A 16,917-nucleotide genomic window follows, 5' to 3' on the forward strand; every position below is an offset into this window, starting at 1 on the left:
AATACGGGCCTTACAGCTTGTTATAACGCTCTATATTTCGTATCTTTAATGTTAAATATCAGTAAGTTATGAAGAAAAAAGATGTTGGGATTTGGGTGCGGGTTTCCGATGTAAAACAAGTTGAAACCGAGAGCCATGTCCACCATGAAGTTCGAGCAAAAAATTTCGCTCAATCACGAGACTGGAACGTAAAGAAAGTCTACCGCCTTGAAGCCATGAGCGGTAAATCTATTATGAAGTATCCCGAAACAAAACGTATGCTTCACGATATCCGAAGTGGTACTATAACCGGTCTGGTTTTTTCCAAAATTGCCAGACTTGCAAGAAATACCAAAGAACTTATTGAAATCTCCGAAATATTTAGACACTGTAATGCCGATTTGATTTCCATGGATATGTCCATTGACACTTCAACACCTATAGGAAGGCATTTCTTTAGACAAATGAGTAGTATGGCCGAATGGGAAAGGGAGATGATTGTAGATCGTGTTACAAGCTCGGTGAAGACCAGAGCACAGCTTGGAAAGCATGTTGGAGGCCAAGCTCCATTAGGGTATCAATATGTTGATAAGAAGCTCATTATTCGGCCTGATGAGGTTCCAGTGTGTAAACTCATCTATGACCTCTTCTTAGAAAACAAGCGAAAGAGAACAACAGCGCGAATACTTAATAAGCAAGGATACCGAACACGTCTTGGAAGTAAATTCTCGCACGCCTCAATTCAAAGAATACTTACTGATCCTGTGTATAAAGGGTTACATCGTATGAACTATTCAAAAATGGAGAATGGAAAACGAATGATAAAGCCAAAGGAGGAATGGGTTTTTCATAAGGTAGAACCTATCGTTTCGGAAAAAACTTGGGATGCAGTTAATCATATTATTCAAAAACAATTAAAAGCATACGTTCAACCTTTAAACGCCAAAGTTCATTTGTTCACCCGATTTGTATTTTGCTCGTGTGGTGGAAAGATGGTTACACGAAACAATAGTAAGAACTATATCTGTATGGAGAAATGCGGTAACCGAATTCATAAAGAGGATCTAGAAGAAGTATTCAAATCAGAACTCCAAGCTTATACCATTTCTCAACAAAATGTTGAAAGTTACTTCAGTCAGCTAAAAACTATCGTTTCTGATAAACAAAGAGAATTGGAAACACTACACAAAGAAAAGCGAAAAGTTAATAAAGCGATTGAAAATCTATTGGAACTTCATCAGCAAGGGCAGATCGAAACAGCCGCCTTTAATGACTACCATAAGAAACCCTATGAACAATTAACCCAACTCCAAGAATCAATTGCTGAAATTGAGGGAGAGATTTCTGGCTTTTCAAGTCAAGAAAATGTTACTCAACTTATTCTTGAAGAAGCTAAAAACCTCTATGAAAAATGGAATACCCTAACCCATCAACAAAAGAGAAATATTATTGAAATCATTACCGAAAACATAATTATTGGAGATCAAGACATTACCATTAACCTCTATAAAATACTACCAGATCAGAATTCCTCCCCTTTTTTTGAATTAGAAACAAATGGGCAACACAACCAATTGGCTGTCTGGCACATGGTTTCAACCAAATTTACCCAAAACGACATAAAAAGTATATTACTAAAGTTGAAGAAAACGGGGGATTTATTAGTGAATTTTGGAGTTGTGACTCGTTTGATCGCAGTAATTTCTTAAAACGAAACCGGATTATTGCTGGAATAAGTGAGGCTACTATCGTAATAGAATCTGCCGAAAAAGGAGGAAGCCTCGTAACTGCAGATATTGCCAATTCGTACAATAGGGATGTATTTGCTGTTCCCGGAAGAGCCACAGATCTACAAAGCCAGGGCTGTAATAACCTCATAAAATCTCAGCAGGCACATTTATTAACGAGTGCCGCAGATGTAATTTATATGATGGGTTGGGAGCTTCAAAGAAACATGTCAAAACCTCAACAGACAAAATTATTTGTTGAGCTCACCGATGAAGAAAAAGTAGTATATGGATACCTTGAAAATATTGAGAAAGAAGGATTGGATAACATTGCATTAGAATGTAATATCCCCACTTTTAAGGTGGCAACTATTTTATTGAATATGGAAATGAAAGGAGTGGTGAGACCATTGCCGGGAAAACTCTTTCAATTGATTTAGTACCCTAACTTTTCTCTAACTCGACTTAAAACTGCATTTGCTATTTTGGAGGCTTTTAAGGCCCCAACTTCAAGAGCTTTATTTACTTCATTAAGATTTTCCATATAGTAATTATAACGGGTACGTTCTTCAGAAAACCGCTCAATTATCAATTCGAATAAAGCTTGCTTTGCATGACCATAGCCATAACCGCCAGCTTCATAATTATTTCGCATTTGTAAAATAGCATCAGGAAGGGCTAATAATTGGTATAATGCGAATACGTTGCAAGTATCCGGATTTTTAGGAGCTTCCAGAGGAGTACTGTCAGTTTCGATGGTCATAATTTGTTTCCGAAGCTGTTTGTCATTTAAAAAAATGTTAATGATATTATTTTTAGACTTACTCATTTTAGCTCCATCGGTTCCGGGGATGAGCATAGTGTCTTCTTGTACTTTAGCTTCGGGCAATACAAAAACCTCTCCCATTTGAGCATGAAAACGAGAAGCAACATCACGGGTCATTTCCAAATGTTGTAATTGATCTTTTCCAACAGGAACAATTTCAGCATCATATAGAAGGATATCAGCTGCCATAAGCATAGGATAGGTAAACAAACCAGAATTTACATCTTCCAAACGATCTGCCTTATCTTTAAAAGAATGTGCCAGTGTTAAGCGCTGGTAGGGAAAAAAACAACTTAAATACCAGGAGAGTTCTGTGACTTGTGGCACATCGCTTTGTCGGTAAAAAACGGTCTTTTCTATATCTAGCCCAAAAGCAAGCCAGGCAGCAGCAGTACTATAAGTATTACTTCGAAGTATTTCAGCATCCTTAATTTGCGTTAAGCTATGCATATCTGCAATGAATAAAAAAGAATCATTCTTTGGGTCATTAGCCATTTCTATAGCAGGTAAAATAGCCCCCAAAATATTACCCAGATGAGGGGTGCCTGTACTTTGTATGCCTGTAAGTATTCTGGACATAGGTCTGTTTTTTGGCAAAGTTACTTTTTTTAGTGTATTCTCATTATTCAAATCACTATTTTTGAAACTTAATGAAAATCTTGCGTTACATTTTTATAGTACTGTATAGAACATGGTTTTATATATTAGTAGCATTCCCTATTGTACTTTTGTTCCCTATACTTATCATTAGCATTTTAAAGGAGAAATGGTATCCTTTCTTTTTTAAGCTGGCTCGATTTTGGGCAGCTTTTATTTTATTTGGTATGGGGTTTATTCCCAGAATTAAAAGAGAGGTTCAATACCAAAAAGGCAGCAGCTATATGTTTGTCGCCAACCATACTTCAATGACAGACATTATGTTAATGTTATATGTTACTAAAAATCCCTTTGTTTTTGTAGGGAAAAAAGAATTGGAAAAGATTCCGCTATTTGGCTTTTTTTATAAGCGGACTTGTATTATGGTAGACAGAAATAGCTTTAAGAGCCGTCGTGATGTTTTTGATAGCGCCCAGAGAAAACTTAACCTGGGCTTGAGTGTTTGTATTTTTCCTGAAGGAGGCATTCCCGGAGATGAAAGCATTATTCTGGATGAATTTAAAGACGGTGCTTTTCGATTGGCTATAGAACACCACATACCTATCGCCCCTATGACGTTTCACGATAACCGAAAACGGTTTTCATATAGTTTTACATCAACCTATGCCAGTCCCGGAGAAATGCGGGTGAAGGTACATGAGATAATCCCAACGGGTATTTTGGAAATAGAGGACAGAAAAATGCTTAAAAACCAAACCCGTGAAATTATACTGCAAGAACTGGAAAATCCAACGGTATAAAAAAAACCGTCCTATGGCGAAGAACGGTTTTTTCTGTCATCATTGTCTGGTATAAGCCAAACCCAACCAACTAAAAAACTAACCTAAAACTTAAAACTCAATCCGCTATAAATCCCTACATAATAAGGCTTAAAGTTTACAGATGTATCTGTATAAGGATTGAGCTGGTATTTAAACATAGGCTCAATATTAAACTTCAGTTTTTTACTAATTTTATAATCGAAGCCCAAACCAACATTAGTGGTAAAACTTATGGAAGATAGATTGTTGGCTTCACCCAATACATCTCTAAAATCACCGGCCTGGACAGAAACTTCATTGTTTCCTAAAAATAATGTGCTAAATCCTCCAATGACATTTACACCAAACTTATTATTGAGTAAGGCATATTTAAGCTCTAAAGGAATTTCATAATAATTAATGCTTTGAATAAGCTCTACCTCTCCCTGAGTAGATTTTGGAGTAATATTATCTAAGGGATTACCTGCAGAAGCTTGTGCTGCAAGTGTTCCTTTATCAAGGGCAGTAACAACAGATTGTCTATCCCCGTAATTAATAGATGTAAGTGCGGCAGAGACCGGTGCGGTACCTAATTCAAGACCGGTTGTAGAATAACTAAGGTCTACATTACTAACACCACTACGTACGCTTAAGCGATCATTAATGTTATAGCTTACCTGAACACCATAACTAAAATTTACATCTCCACTTTGACCATTATCTGCAAATGAAGGGTCAATAGACGAACCTTCACTTATGCTATTGTAATAAACAGGGGCGAAGTTAGGTGCAACATCCCAACGATCTTCAGGGATATTAGTTGTTTTGGCAACAGCGTCCACTTCATTTTTTTCGTTAATAGCATCCAAAATAGAACGCTTTTTAGCCTCATCTTCCTTTTTGACAGTTTCAGTGTTTTGAGTATCCGTACTATTTGTCTCTTTTTTAATGTTATTTTCTTCTGCTACTTCAATCTTTGTAGTTTCCTTAATGCCAATTTCCTTTTTAATAAGATTCTCTTTATTGATGATGTCATCATTCTTATCTGATATCTTTTTTTCTGAAACAGATTCCTTTTCAGTATTAATTGCCATTGCTTCTTTTTCTTTTGTTGAAATAGTAGAAGCATCTTTCTCTATGAAAGGATTTGTATTATCTGCTTTCACTTTCTTAATAGCATTTTTCTGTGAAGAAGGAGATGTAGCTATGGCATTTTTAGTAGTATTTGCCTTTTTATAGATTTTGTCTTTTGTCTTTTGTGTGTCTGAAGCATCTTTCTCTGAAGCATCTTTATTGGAATCAACTTCATTTTTTTGAGTGGCTACTTCTGTATTCAGAACTTCTTTAGTAAACAAATCGTTAGTGGTCTCTGTATCTTCCGGAAGTGTTTTATCTTTAGTAGTAATATCAGTTGTAGTGTCAAATGGATTAAATACTGTATTGCCAATGGTGAGTAAAAGTGCCAAAAGAGCAGCAACGCCTCCTAATTTCCACCATAGTGGAATTACCTTGCGATCCTCTTTGTCCTCTTTTAATTTTGCCTGAATATTATCCCAGACCTGAGGAGATGGGGAGGCCTCAAAGTTTTTGAAGCGATCTTTAAAAAGCTCATCTATATGCTTTTTTTCTTTCATTTAGCAATTATGCCTTAGTTGCGGTGTTATAGTTTTCAATTTTAGTTTTCAAAATTCCTCGTGCCCGTGCTAAATTAGATTTAGACGTTCCATCTGAGATTCCTAACATTTCAGCAATCTCTTTATGCGAATAACCATCCATCACATACATAGTAAAAACTAACCTATACCGATGTGGAAGTTCCTGAATTATCTTCAGTAAAAAATCCAATGGAATGTTAGTATCCTCTATTTCTTCATCCCCATCTTCTAAATGTTCTTCTTTTACAATGTCAAAAACACGTTGTTTTCGGTATTTTTGAAGAACAGTATTGACAGTAATTCGTTTCATCCAGCCTTCAAAAGAACCTTTGTCTTTAAACTGCTCTATTTTTTTGAAAATAGTAAGAAAAGCATCTTGCAAGCTATCTTCTGCTTCTGCATAATTAGGCGAATACTTCAGGCAAATGGAAAAAAGCGTACTTGAATAACGCTTGTACAATTCTCCTTGCGCCTTAGCACTCTGCTTCTTACATTGTAATATGAGCTCGTCTAAAGTCAAAAGTAGTCCCAAATTATTAGCATTATACACTGTTTTTAGCGCCAACCATAATACCTTCGGGTTCTACGTTAAGTAGATACCATTATATTAAAAGGGTTGCGTGAGCGGCCAAAAATTATTGGTTAATCAGGGCGATTGCATCTTTAATTTTTTGCTCCAGTTCCTCCATGAGTTCCGGGTTGTCCATTAAAAGAGTTTTTACGGCATCCCGGCCTTGACCTAGCTTAGTATCATCATAACTAAACCATGAACCACTTTTTTTGATGATCTCAAAATCAACGCCCAGATCTATAATTTCCCCAACTTTGGAAATACCGGCCCCATACATAATATCAAACTCAGCCGTTTTAAATGGAGGAGCCACTTTGTTCTTGACCACTTTAACACGTGTTTTATTACCTTTTACATTACTATCTGTGTCTTTAATTTGAGTAGAGCGTCGTATGTCTAATCGTACAGAAGCATAGAATTTCAATGCATTTCCCCCTGTTGTTGTTTCAGGGTTTCCAAACATTACCCCAATTTTTTCACGTAATTGGTTAATAAAAATAACGGTGCAATTGGTCTTACTAATCGAGCCTGTTAATTTTCTAAGAGCCTGCGACATTAATCTAGCATGTAAGCCCATCTTACTGTCCCCCATTTCACCCTCAATTTCACTTTTGGGTGTTAGTGCAGCAACAGAGTCAATTACAATGATATCAATAGCACCGCTACGAATTAAATTATCCGTAATTTCCAGAGCTTGCTCTCCATTATCGGGTTGTGATATGATAAGATTTTCAATATCTACTCCAAGGTTTTCAGCATAGTAGCGATCAAAAGCATGTTCAGCATCAATAAATGCAGCAATACCTCCTTTTTTTTGAGCTTCTGCAATCGCATGTAAAGTTAAAGTTGTTTTTCCTGATGATTCGGGGCCATATATCTCTATGACACGCCCTCTGGGATAACCTCCTACGCCCAGGGCTACATCCAGCCCCAAAGAACCGGTAGGAATAACGTCGACTTCCTGAACAATTGTATCCCCCATTTTCATGACAGTTCCTTTTCCGTAGGTTTTGTCTAATTTATCTAAAGTAAGCTTTAAAGCTTTTAGTTTTGCGTCTTTTTCGTTGCTCATGTATTCAAAAATTGATGGTAAATAATATAATTTCACTCCCGCATAAATGCTTTGGTGACTAATAGGCTAAGGTACTATTTCTTTGCATTTACCCCAAAAGGAAAAACCCTCTTCATTACTTTTTTGTTAACATCCCGGAAAATGATATTTTTGCAACTATAATTTATTACAATCACCTTTTTTCACTAAATAAAGTATAGCATGCAACTGTACAACACCTTAAGTGCAAAAGAGAGGGAAGCTTTATTGGAGCAGGCCGGAGAAGATCGGTTAACTCTTTCTTTTTATCAATATGCCAAAATTGGCAATCCGCAACTTTTTCGAAACCATTTGTTTGTTGCCTGGGATGAATTTAATGTTCTGGGCCGTATTTATGTTGCCCATGAAGGGATTAATGCACAGCTCTCTATTCCTGCAAAAAAATTTACCGATTTCAAAGCATTTCTCGACGGGATATATTTTCTGAAAGATGTCCGGCTCAACATTGCTGTTGAACAAAACATGAAGTCTTTTTTGAAATTGAAAGTTAAAGTACGTAACAAAATTGTCGCGGATGGCCTGAATGACAAAACCTTTGATGTGCGTAACAAAGGCATTCATGTGAATGCCTCAAAGTTTAATGAATTAATTGAAGACCCTAATACTATTTTGGTTGATATGCGCAACCATTACGAAAGTGAAATTGGACATTTTCAGGGAGCTATAACTCCAGACGTTGATACCTTCCGTGATTCGCTGGATATTATTGAAGAAGATCTTAAAGACCACAAAGAAGATAAAAAATTGGTGATGTACTGTACCGGAGGAATTCGCTGCGAAAAAGCCAGTGCTTACTATAAACACAAAGGATTTAAACAAGTATACCAGCTGGAAGGCGGAATTATTGAATATGCACGACAGGTAAAAAATAAGGGGCTTGAAAATAAATTTATCGGGAAGAATTTCGTTTTTGACCATCGCCGGGGAGAGCGTATTACCGAAGATGTTATTGCAAATTGCCATCAATGTGGGATTCCTTGTGATACACATGTAAATTGTGAGAACGAAGCATGTCATTTACTGTTTATTCAATGTGAGGAGTGTGCTTCAAAAATGGAAAACTGCTGTTCAACAGAATGTCAGGAGATTATTCACCTTCCGTATGAGGAACAGAAGAAACTCCGGCAGGGTATCCCTAATAGCAATAAAATCTTCAAAAAAGGACGTTCAGAAAAACTAAAATTCAAAAAGTAAGGTTCTGTAATAAATTGGTATCTTTACTCGCTTAAGACAACGTTTAATCTACGTCTCTTTTTCTTTTGAAAAAGAGCTATATATAAAGAATATGGGCTGTACAAGCTGTGCCACGAGTGCCAACGGACAGCCAAAGGGATGCAAGAATAATGGAACTTGCGGAACTGATGGCTGTAATAAATTGACGGTATTCGATTGGCTTTCCAATATGTCACTTCCCGGAAACCAAGAACCGTTTAATGCGGTTGAGGTGCGTTTTAAAAACGGAAGAAAACACTTTTATCAAAATCCTGAAAAAATTTCTTTAAGTATAGGGGATATAGTTGCTACCGAAGCTGCCAATGGCCATGATATTGGTATGGTAACACTAACAGGAGAATTGGTGCGAGTGCAAATGAAAAAGAAAAAGGAAAGCAGCAATATAAAAGAACTCCTAAAAATTTATAGAAAAGCCACGCAAAAAGACATTGACGTTTGGCAAAGAGTACGTGATAAAGAGAGTGAAGTTCAGAAACGTTCGCGTGAAATTGCGATACGTTTGGGACTGCAAATGAAGATTTCTGATGTCGAATACCAGGGGGATGCTTCCAAAGTAATTTTTTATTATACAGCAGAAGAACGGGTTGATTTTAGAGAATTGATCAAAGATTTTGCAAGGGCTTTTAGTACTCGTATTGAAATGAAACAAGTTGGCTTCCGTCAGGAAGCAGCTCGTCTGGGAGGTATTGGTTCTTGTGGGAGAGAATTGTGTTGTTCTACATGGTTGACAGATTTCAGGTCTGTAAATACAGCTGCGGCTCGCTTTCAGCAATTATCATTGAACCCTCAAAAATTAGCAGGGCAATGTGGAAAATTAAAATGTTGCCTCAATTATGAACTGGACACATATTTAGAAGCCCTGGACGAATTTCCAAAGAGTGACATAAAACTTTTAACAGAAAAAGGAGTAGCTATTTGTCAAAAATCCGACATTTTTAAAAGAATGCTTTGGTATTCCTATGAAAATGAAGGGATGAACTGGTATCCATTAGATGTTGATAAGGTAAACGAGATCATTGCGTTAAATAAAAAAGGAAAAAAAGCAGTAAGCCTTGAAGAATTTACTGTTGAAATTGAAAAGCCTGAGGAAGAAATTTTTAGTAATGTAGTTGGGCAAGATAGCCTGACTCGCTTTGACAAGCCTAAGCGCCGTCGCAATAAAAGAAGGAACAAAAAACAAAACCAGTCCAGAAATAGAAACCGAAATTCGCAAAAAAATGCATAGGGTTATCACAACTATACTGCTTTTTGTGGGATTAGTATCCTGTGATTCTAATACAGTTGCCAGTGAAAGTAAAAGCTTATCAGGAGGCTATTGGGATAAGAATGATGAGATTGAATTTACAATACCGAAAATGGATTCATTGAAAAAGTACAATGTTTTTTTACATATTCGCAATAGCAATGAATATCCATACAATAATCTTTTTTTAATTGTATCTATGAACTTTCCGAAAGGAAAAACGGTAGTTGACACTTTAGAATATAGAATGGCAAACCCGGACGGATCATGGATAGGACAAGGAATTGGAAGTATAAAAGAAAATAAATTATGGTATAAGGAAAATGTTTCTTTTTTTGAAGAAGGAAATTATAACATAACTATAACACAGGCAGTTCGCAATAACGGCGATGTAGATGGCGTTACCCAACTAGAAGGCATTACAGATGTAGGATACAGTATCGAAGAAGTTTTACAACAGTAGCGTATTATGAAACAAAAAAGAGTTAAGAAAAAGACCGCTCCTCAAGATGATATAAAACGAAATGTAAAAACATTTTGGAAATTTTTCGGGGGGTTTATTGGTCTTATACTTTTAATATTTTTGTTGGCTTCCTGGGGTGTTTTTGGGAGCCTTCCGGATGAAACCAGCCTTGAAAATCCCGAAAAGAACTTAGCAACAGAGATCATCGCTTCTGACGGGAGAGTAATTGGTAAGTTTTATCAGGAAAATAGAACACCAGTTCAATATGAAGAATTACCGGATCATCTCGTAAAAGCATTGATCGCAACCGAAGATGTCAGGTTTTATGATCATTCCGGAATTGATGCTAAAGGAACCGTTAGAGCCTTTGTTTTTTTAGGGTCAAAAGGAGGTGCCAGTACGATCTCTCAACAACTGGCAAAACTTTTTTTCACAGAACAGGTTTCACGAAACAAACTACAGAGAGCTGTACAAAAAATAAAGGAGTGGATTATTGCCATTCGTTTGGAACGTCGATATACCAAAGAAGAAATCATTACAATGTATTTTAACGAATACGATTTTCTCAATCAGGCTGTAGGAATAGAATCTGCCTCCAATATATATTTTGATAAGGAACCGTCTCAGTTAACAACAGTAGAAGCAGCAGTATTAGTTGGGATGTTTAAAAATTCATCTTTATACAATCCAAGACGTAACCCCGAAGGAGTTCGAAACCGGCGAAATGTTGTGCTGGCACAAATGGCAAAGTATGATTTTATTTCTGAAACAGTTAAGGACTCTCTACAAGCCCTTCCATTGGACATTAAATATACGCCACAAGGCCATGATGAAGGGATTGCCACCTATTTTAGAGAATATGCACGTGCATTCATGGCAGATTGGATTAAAGAAAACCCTAAAAGTGATGGAAGTGAATATGATATTTATAGCGATGGCTTAAAAGTATACACCACCATAGATTCAAAAATGCAGGAATATGCCGAAGAAGCAGTCGATCTTCATCTTGCAAACCTTCAAAAAGAATTTGACAGTCAAAATAAGAAGAATAAAACCGCTCCGTTTAGGGATATTACTAAAGAAGAAATAGATGGGATCATAAAGACTTCCATGAGAAGAAGTGACCGTTGGCGGGAATTAGAAAAACAAGGTAAGAGTGAAGCAGACATTATAAAGAGTTTCAATAAAAAGACTTCGATGCGTATTTTTTCATGGACAGCAGAGAATAATTCTATTGATACTATAATGACGCCTTTGGATTCCATTAGATATTATAAATCCATACTTCAGGCTTCTTTAATGTCAATGACCCCACAAACCGGAGAAGTGAAAGCCTGGGTTGGAGGGATCAATTATAAACACTTTAAATATGATATGGTCAAAAAGGGGAAACGCCAGATAGGATCTACCTTTAAACCATTTGTATATGCAACGGTTATTGACCAGATGCATATGTCTCCTTGTGATACTCTGCCAAACACTCAATATACAATCCCCGAAGGAAAATATGGATTATTGGAACCTTGGACACCAAAGAATTCAGGAGGTAAATACGGTGGGATGCTAACACTTAAAAATGCATTGGCCAATTCAGTTAATACGGTAACAGCACGTTTAATAGATCGTGTAGGGCCAAGACCGGTAATAGATTTAGTAAAAAAGATGGGTGTCAACACTAGTGAAATGCCGGAAGCACCTTCTATTGCTTTAGGGACTCCGGACGTTTCATTGTATGAAATGGTAGGCGCTTATAGTACGTTTGCAAATGAAGGGGTGTTTGTTAAACCTACTTTAATTTCAAGGATAGAAGATAAAAACGGAACTGTTTTGTTTCAAAATGTACCCGAAACAAAAGATGTAATAAGTAATGAGAGTGCTTATGTAACTGTAAGTTTAATGGAAGGAGTGGTAGAATCTGGTTCCGGTAGCAGATTGCGAGGAACCTGGCGCACAGGGCATCTATATAAAGATGTGGTGACAGGATATCCGTATGATTTCAAAAACCCAATTGCCGGAAAAACAGGAACAACGCAAAATAATAGTGATGGTTGGTTTATGGGGATTGTTCCGAATCTGGTAACAGGAGTATGGGTTGGAGGTGAAGATAGGGCAACTCATTTTGGAACCACTACATACGGACAAGGCGCAACAATGGCTTTACCTGTTTGGGCTATTTATATGAAAAAATGCTATGAAAATGAAGACCTGGGTATTTCTAAAGATAGTTTTAAAAAACCGGACAAACTTTCTATTGTAACAGATTGTAGCGAATTTAAAGAAGGAAATCAAGATATAGAAGAGATTCCGGACGAATTGGACTTTTAGGAGACAGATAAAATGAAAAAACCCGAATTTTAATTCGGGTTTTTTTGTAAAAGGAAGACAGCTTCGGAAGTAAATTTAAAGCAATTTCAGTATTTTTATGAAATTAAATACGTATTCATAATTAGCCTTTGATAAAGTTGAAGGTTGTTATTCAGAAAATATAAAAATATGATCAATAAAACGGTTTCAAATGTTTCCGAAGCTTGTAAAGGAGTAAAAGACGGGATGACATTTATGTTGGGAGGTTTTGGATTAAGTGGGATACCCGAAAATGCAATTGCCGAACTGGTAACTTTAAATGTAAAGGATGTTACCTGTATTTCTAATAATGCAGGTGTAGATGATTTTGGATTAGGGCTGTTACTTCAGAAACGTCAGATAAAAAAAATGATTTCTTCGTATGTAGGAGAAAATGCAGAGTTTGAAAGGCAGATGCTTAGTGGTGAATTAGAGGTTGAGTTAATTCCGCAGGGAACTTTGGCGCAACGATGTAAGGCTGCCCAAAGTGGAATACCTGCATTCTATACTCCTGCGGGATATGGAACAGAAGTAGCCGAAGGCAAAGAATCACGTGAGTTCAATGGTAAAATGCATATTATGGAAAAAGCATTTAAAGCAGATTTTGCCTTTGTAAAAGCGTGGAAAGGAGATGAAGCAGGAAACCTGATTTTTAAAGGAACTGCAAGAAATTTTAACCCTAATATGTGTGGAGCAGCAAACATTACAGTCGCTGAGGTAGAAGAATTAGTCCCTGTTGGAACGTTGGATCCCAATCATATACATATTCCGGGAATATTTGTGCAACGAATTTTTAAAGGCGCTGCCTACGAAAAAAGAATTGAGCAACTAACTGTAAGAAAGAGAGACTAATGAGCTTATCAAAAGAACAAATAGCACAACGTATAGCAAAGGAAGTAAAAAACGGGTATTATGTAAATTTAGGAATTGGAATTCCAACCTTGGTAGCCAATTTTGTACGTAATGATATAGAAGTTGAATTTCAAAGTGAGAATGGCGTATTAGGGATGGGACCTTTTCCTTATGAAGGTGAAGAAGACCCGGACCTTATTAATGCTGGGAAACAAACTATTACAGCATTACCGGGGGCCTCCTTTTTTGATTCGGCTACTAGCTTTTCAATGATCAGAGGACAGCATGTGGATCTAACCATTTTGGGAGCTATGGAAGTTGCACAAAACGGGGACATAGCAAATTGGAAAATTCCGGGAAAAATGGTAAAAGGTATGGGAGGAGCAATGGATCTGGTGGCTTCGGCCGAAAATATTATTGTTGCTATGATGCATACCAACAGGGCAGGTGAATCTAAACTATTAAAAAAATGCAGCCTCCCTTTAACAGGTGTTAACTGCGTAAAAAAGATTGTTACTAATCTGGCTGTATTAGAAATAGTAGATGGTAAATTCAAATTACTGGAAAGAGCCCCTGGAGTTTCAATTGAAGAAATTGAAGCTGCAACAGAAGGAGATTTGATTTTTGAAGGCAATATTCCTGAAATGAACTTGTAATTTATACGCTATAAATAACTTTTGGCCAATGTTATCACATTGGCTTTTTTATTTCTCAATTGTAGGAAAAGACTTAAAAATATTTGATAAATGTTAAATATATATGCATTTTATCGAATATTAATGCATTTTATCGTTGATTTATAAAAAATGTTCACATATTAGCAATCCCAAATTTAACCGCTAACTTAACCTACTATGAAAAGCGTTATAAGTTCTATAAAAAATACAATGCGTTTGTTGAAAAATGTATTGTATGTAGCTAAAAAAGTGTTTTTGCTGATGTAATGCCCCCAAATTTTTCAGCAGAAAAATACTGAGAGTACATTACCCCGAATCTTTCATGATTCAAATAGTCAGTCCCGTTCTTTGTGAGGTTAGAACGGGACTTTTTTTATATCCCTTTTGGAATTGCCTCGATCAATTTCTTAGTGTATTCTTTTGTTGGGTTGGCATATATCTCATCTGCATCACCTATTTCTTCTATTTTTCCGGTATTCATGACCAACAATTGGTCAGACATATATTTAACTACTGCAAGGTCATGAGAAATAAAAATATAAGTAAACCCAAAATCTTTTTTTAATTCATTCAATAAATTAAGTACCTGTGCTTGTACTGAAATGTCCAGAGCCGAAACAGACTCGTCACAAATAATCAATTTAGGCTCTATCGCAATAGTACGGGCAATTCCTACCCGTTGCCGCTGTCCTCCGGAAAGTTCATGCGGATAGCGGTAATAGTAGTTTTCGTCCAATCCCACACGATCCAATAGCTGTAATGCTTTTTCTTTTCGTTGCTTTTTTGTTTTTCCTATACCATGAACCTGCATAGGCTCTACCAATGCTTCTCCAATAATTAGTCTTGGATTTAAAGAAGAGTATGGATCCTGAAAGATCAACTGAATTTCTTTTCGAAGTTTTCTGATTTCATTGGAGGAAAGCCTTAATAACTCTTTACCACGATATTTTATGCTTCCGGCAGTTGCTTTATCCAATAGTAAAATAGCTTTTCCCAGTGTTGATTTTCCACAGCCGGATTCACCTACCAAACCTAATGTTTCACCTTCAAAAACCTTAAAACTAACATCATTTACTGCTGTTACAACTTTTTTAGGTTGGAACAGGCCGGCTTTACTAAAATATTCTTTTTCCAAATTACAGACTTCCAATAAAGGAGCTTTGGTATAGATTTTCTTATGCCTTAGTGCCCGTTGTTGTGAGGTAATTTCTTTGGAGACAAAACTGTTATCTGTAAGAGAAGCAATAGTTGGGAGTTTTTCTAAACGAACTCCTAAGGTTGGCCGTGATGCCAATAATGCTTTTGTATAACTGTGTTTGGGCGTTTTAAAGATCTGGTAGACACTTCCTGTTTCTACAATATCCCCTTTATACATCACTATAACGCTGTCTGCAATTTCAGAAACTAATCCCAGGTCATGAGAGATAAACAGTAAACTCATTTTAGTTTCTTTTTGAATCTCTTTGAGTAATTGTATGATTTCTTTTTGGACGGTAACATCTAATGCGGTAGTAGGCTCATCTGCTATCAATAACTTGGGCTTACAGGCAATGGCCATTGCAATCATGACCCTTTGCATTTGTCCTCCGCTAATTTGATGCGGATAGCTATTGAAAATATCATTAGGACGAGGGAGTTTTACTTTTTCAAATAAAGAGACCGTTTCTTTTTTGGCTTCAGAAGATGTCATTTTTAAATGATGCTGAAGGATTTCAGAAACTTGAAAACCACATGTTAAGGAAGGGTTTAAGGCACTCATGGGTTCTTGAAAGATCATCGCGATTTCTTTTCCTATAAAGGGCCGAAGGGTTTTCGGGTTTTCAGCCAACAGGTTTTTTCCACCAAAAAGGATGTCACCCGTAATAAGGGCCTTTTTTTTGGGAAGCAAATTCATCACTGCCATAGCCGTAACAGATTTCCCCGAACCGGATTCGCCCACAATTCCCACGATTTCATTTTCGAAAATTTTGAAGGAAATACTATGAATTACTTCGACAAGGCTCTTCTTATTTCCAAAAGAAATGGAAAGCTCATTAACATCTAGAATAGTTTTTTTGGACATGTATTCAAAGATAGAGTTTTCAATGATTTTATACTGAAAGTATCTCGCCTTCAGTTAAAAGAGGTTCATTCCGAAGCTTTAATAGTATCTGGGCTACTGTAACAGTATCCTTTTCACAATACTCAATGATTCTGTCAATATCATTTTCCTCATAAAAAACATGTTTCACCTGACTACCGTCAATGTCATCTTTGGGAGAAGGAATACCAAAAACATGTGCCATTAATTTTAGTGAAGTAAAGGTTTTATAATCACCAAATTTCCATAGTTCCATCGTATCGAGATGTGGAACTTCCCATGGTTTTTTCCCAAAAAGATTTAATTTGAAAGGGATATCGATCCCTTGGATAATCATTCTTCTGGCAATGTATGGAAAGTCAAACTCCTTTCCATTGTGCGCACATAAAAGATGCTGAGCTTTATTGAAATGTGTTTCCAAAAGCCCCTTGAACTCTTTGAGAATAGTAATTTCATCTCCATGAAAACTTGTCACTCGAAAACTTCGGGTTTCTCCTTTCATTTTAAAATATCCTACAGAAATACAAATAATTTTACCAAATTCTGCCCATATTCCGGCGCGATCATAAAATTCTTCAGGAGAGAATTCTTCTTTACGCTGGTACTGGGTCTTCAATTCCCACAATGTTTTTGTAGTATCGTCTAAATTGTTAAAATCCGGGTGCTGTGGAACAGTTTCAATATCCAGAAACAGGATATGTTCCAAATTTATTCTTTTAAGCATAGCTTGAAATATAATTGGGGAGTGTAAATAAAACTA

13 protein-coding genes and 2 pseudogenes are annotated in these 16,917 nt (G+C 36.5%); 9 read left to right on the forward strand and 6 right to left on the reverse strand.

The window, feature by feature from the left end:
• Positions 1-68: 68 nt before the first annotated feature.
• A pseudogene (locus ACY2RT_RS06515) lies at positions 69-878 on the forward strand (recombinase family protein); the annotation flags it as partial.
• A gap of 668 nt (positions 879-1,546) precedes the next feature.
• Positions 1,547-2,146 (forward strand): annotated as a pseudogene (locus ACY2RT_RS06520) (DNA-processing protein DprA); the annotation flags it as partial.
• On the opposite strand, the gene trpS reads toward ACY2RT_RS06520, so the two are convergent.
• Positions 2,143-3,111, reverse strand: a complete 969-nt coding sequence (gene trpS / locus ACY2RT_RS06525) for a tryptophan--tRNA ligase (protein WP_490155093.1) — start codon at positions 3,109-3,111, stop codon at positions 2,143-2,145. The pseudogene ACY2RT_RS06520 and the gene trpS overlap by 4 nt on opposite strands.
• A gap of 71 nt (positions 3,112-3,182) precedes the next feature.
• On the opposite strand from trpS, the gene ACY2RT_RS06530 reads away from it, so the two are divergent.
• The gene (locus ACY2RT_RS06530) at positions 3,183-3,929 is read left to right on the forward strand and encodes a lysophospholipid acyltransferase family protein (RefSeq protein WP_490155094.1); all 747 of its coding nucleotides are present in this window, start codon (positions 3,183-3,185) and stop codon (positions 3,927-3,929) included.
• A gap of 83 nt (positions 3,930-4,012) precedes the next feature.
• On the opposite strand, the gene ACY2RT_RS06535 is transcribed toward ACY2RT_RS06530, so the two are convergent.
• The 3 genes from ACY2RT_RS06535 to recA all read right to left on the reverse strand — a co-directional run bounded on the left by ACY2RT_RS06535 (position 4,013) and on the right by recA (position 7,227).
• A complete protein-coding gene (locus ACY2RT_RS06535) occupies positions 4,013-5,563 on the reverse strand; it encodes an outer membrane beta-barrel protein (protein WP_490155095.1) in 1,551 nt (516 codons plus the stop codon).
• A gap of 7 nt (positions 5,564-5,570) precedes the next feature.
• Complete coding sequence (locus ACY2RT_RS06540) at positions 5,571-6,104, reverse strand: RNA polymerase sigma factor (protein ID WP_490155397.1); 534 nt, start codon at positions 6,102-6,104, stop codon at positions 5,571-5,573.
• A gap of 115 nt (positions 6,105-6,219) precedes the next feature.
• Positions 6,220-7,227 (reverse strand): recombinase RecA, encoded by a 1,008-nt coding sequence (recA, locus tag ACY2RT_RS06545; protein ID WP_490155096.1) that lies wholly within the window; start codon positions 7,225-7,227, stop codon positions 6,220-6,222.
• Between the two features lie 201 nt (positions 7,228-7,428).
• Between recA and trhO the strand changes: the two genes are divergently transcribed.
• The 6 genes from trhO (at position 7,429) to ACY2RT_RS06575 (ending at position 14,056) form a co-directional block, all read left to right on the forward strand.
• Complete coding sequence (gene trhO, locus ACY2RT_RS06550; RefSeq protein ID WP_490155097.1) at positions 7,429-8,460, forward strand: oxygen-dependent tRNA uridine(34) hydroxylase TrhO; 1,032 nt, start codon at positions 7,429-7,431, stop codon at positions 8,458-8,460.
• A 91-nt stretch (positions 8,461-8,551) separates the two neighbouring features.
• Complete coding sequence (locus ACY2RT_RS06555) at positions 8,552-9,724, forward strand: PSP1 domain-containing protein (RefSeq protein ID WP_490155098.1); 1,173 nt, start codon at positions 8,552-8,554, stop codon at positions 9,722-9,724.
• Positions 9,717-10,205, forward strand: a complete 489-nt coding sequence (locus ACY2RT_RS06560; protein ID WP_490155099.1) for a gliding motility lipoprotein GldH — start codon at positions 9,717-9,719, stop codon at positions 10,203-10,205. The genes ACY2RT_RS06555 and ACY2RT_RS06560 overlap by 8 nt, the downstream gene beginning before the upstream one ends.
• Positions 10,206-10,211: 6 nt before the next feature.
• On the forward strand, positions 10,212-12,530 hold the full coding sequence (locus tag ACY2RT_RS06565; protein WP_490155100.1) for a penicillin-binding protein 1A: 2,319 nt from the start codon (positions 10,212-10,214) through the stop codon (positions 12,528-12,530).
• Between the two features lie 168 nt (positions 12,531-12,698).
• Complete coding sequence (locus tag ACY2RT_RS06570; RefSeq protein ID WP_490155101.1) at positions 12,699-13,400, forward strand: CoA transferase subunit A; 702 nt, start codon at positions 12,699-12,701, stop codon at positions 13,398-13,400.
• Positions 13,400-14,056, forward strand: coding sequence for a CoA transferase subunit B (locus tag ACY2RT_RS06575; RefSeq protein ID WP_490155102.1), 657 nt, complete (start codon positions 13,400-13,402; stop codon positions 14,054-14,056). Before ACY2RT_RS06570 ends, ACY2RT_RS06575 begins: the two co-directional genes overlap by 1 nt.
• A gap of 394 nt (positions 14,057-14,450) precedes the next feature.
• On the opposite strand, the gene ACY2RT_RS06580 is transcribed toward ACY2RT_RS06575, so the two are convergent.
• Both ACY2RT_RS06580 and ACY2RT_RS06585 read right to left on the reverse strand, forming a co-directional pair.
• A complete protein-coding gene (locus tag ACY2RT_RS06580; protein WP_490155103.1) occupies positions 14,451-16,139 on the reverse strand; it encodes an ABC transporter ATP-binding protein in 1,689 nt (562 codons plus the stop codon).
• Between the two features lie 28 nt (positions 16,140-16,167).
• Positions 16,168-16,881 carry a 3'-5' exonuclease gene (locus tag ACY2RT_RS06585; protein WP_490155104.1) on the reverse strand — a complete coding sequence of 238 codons (714 nt, stop codon included), beginning with the start codon at positions 16,879-16,881 and terminating at the stop codon, positions 16,168-16,170.
• Positions 16,882-16,917 lie beyond the last annotated feature (36 nt).

This window comes from Ulvibacter sp. 2210JD10-4 (genome assembly GCF_058148525.1).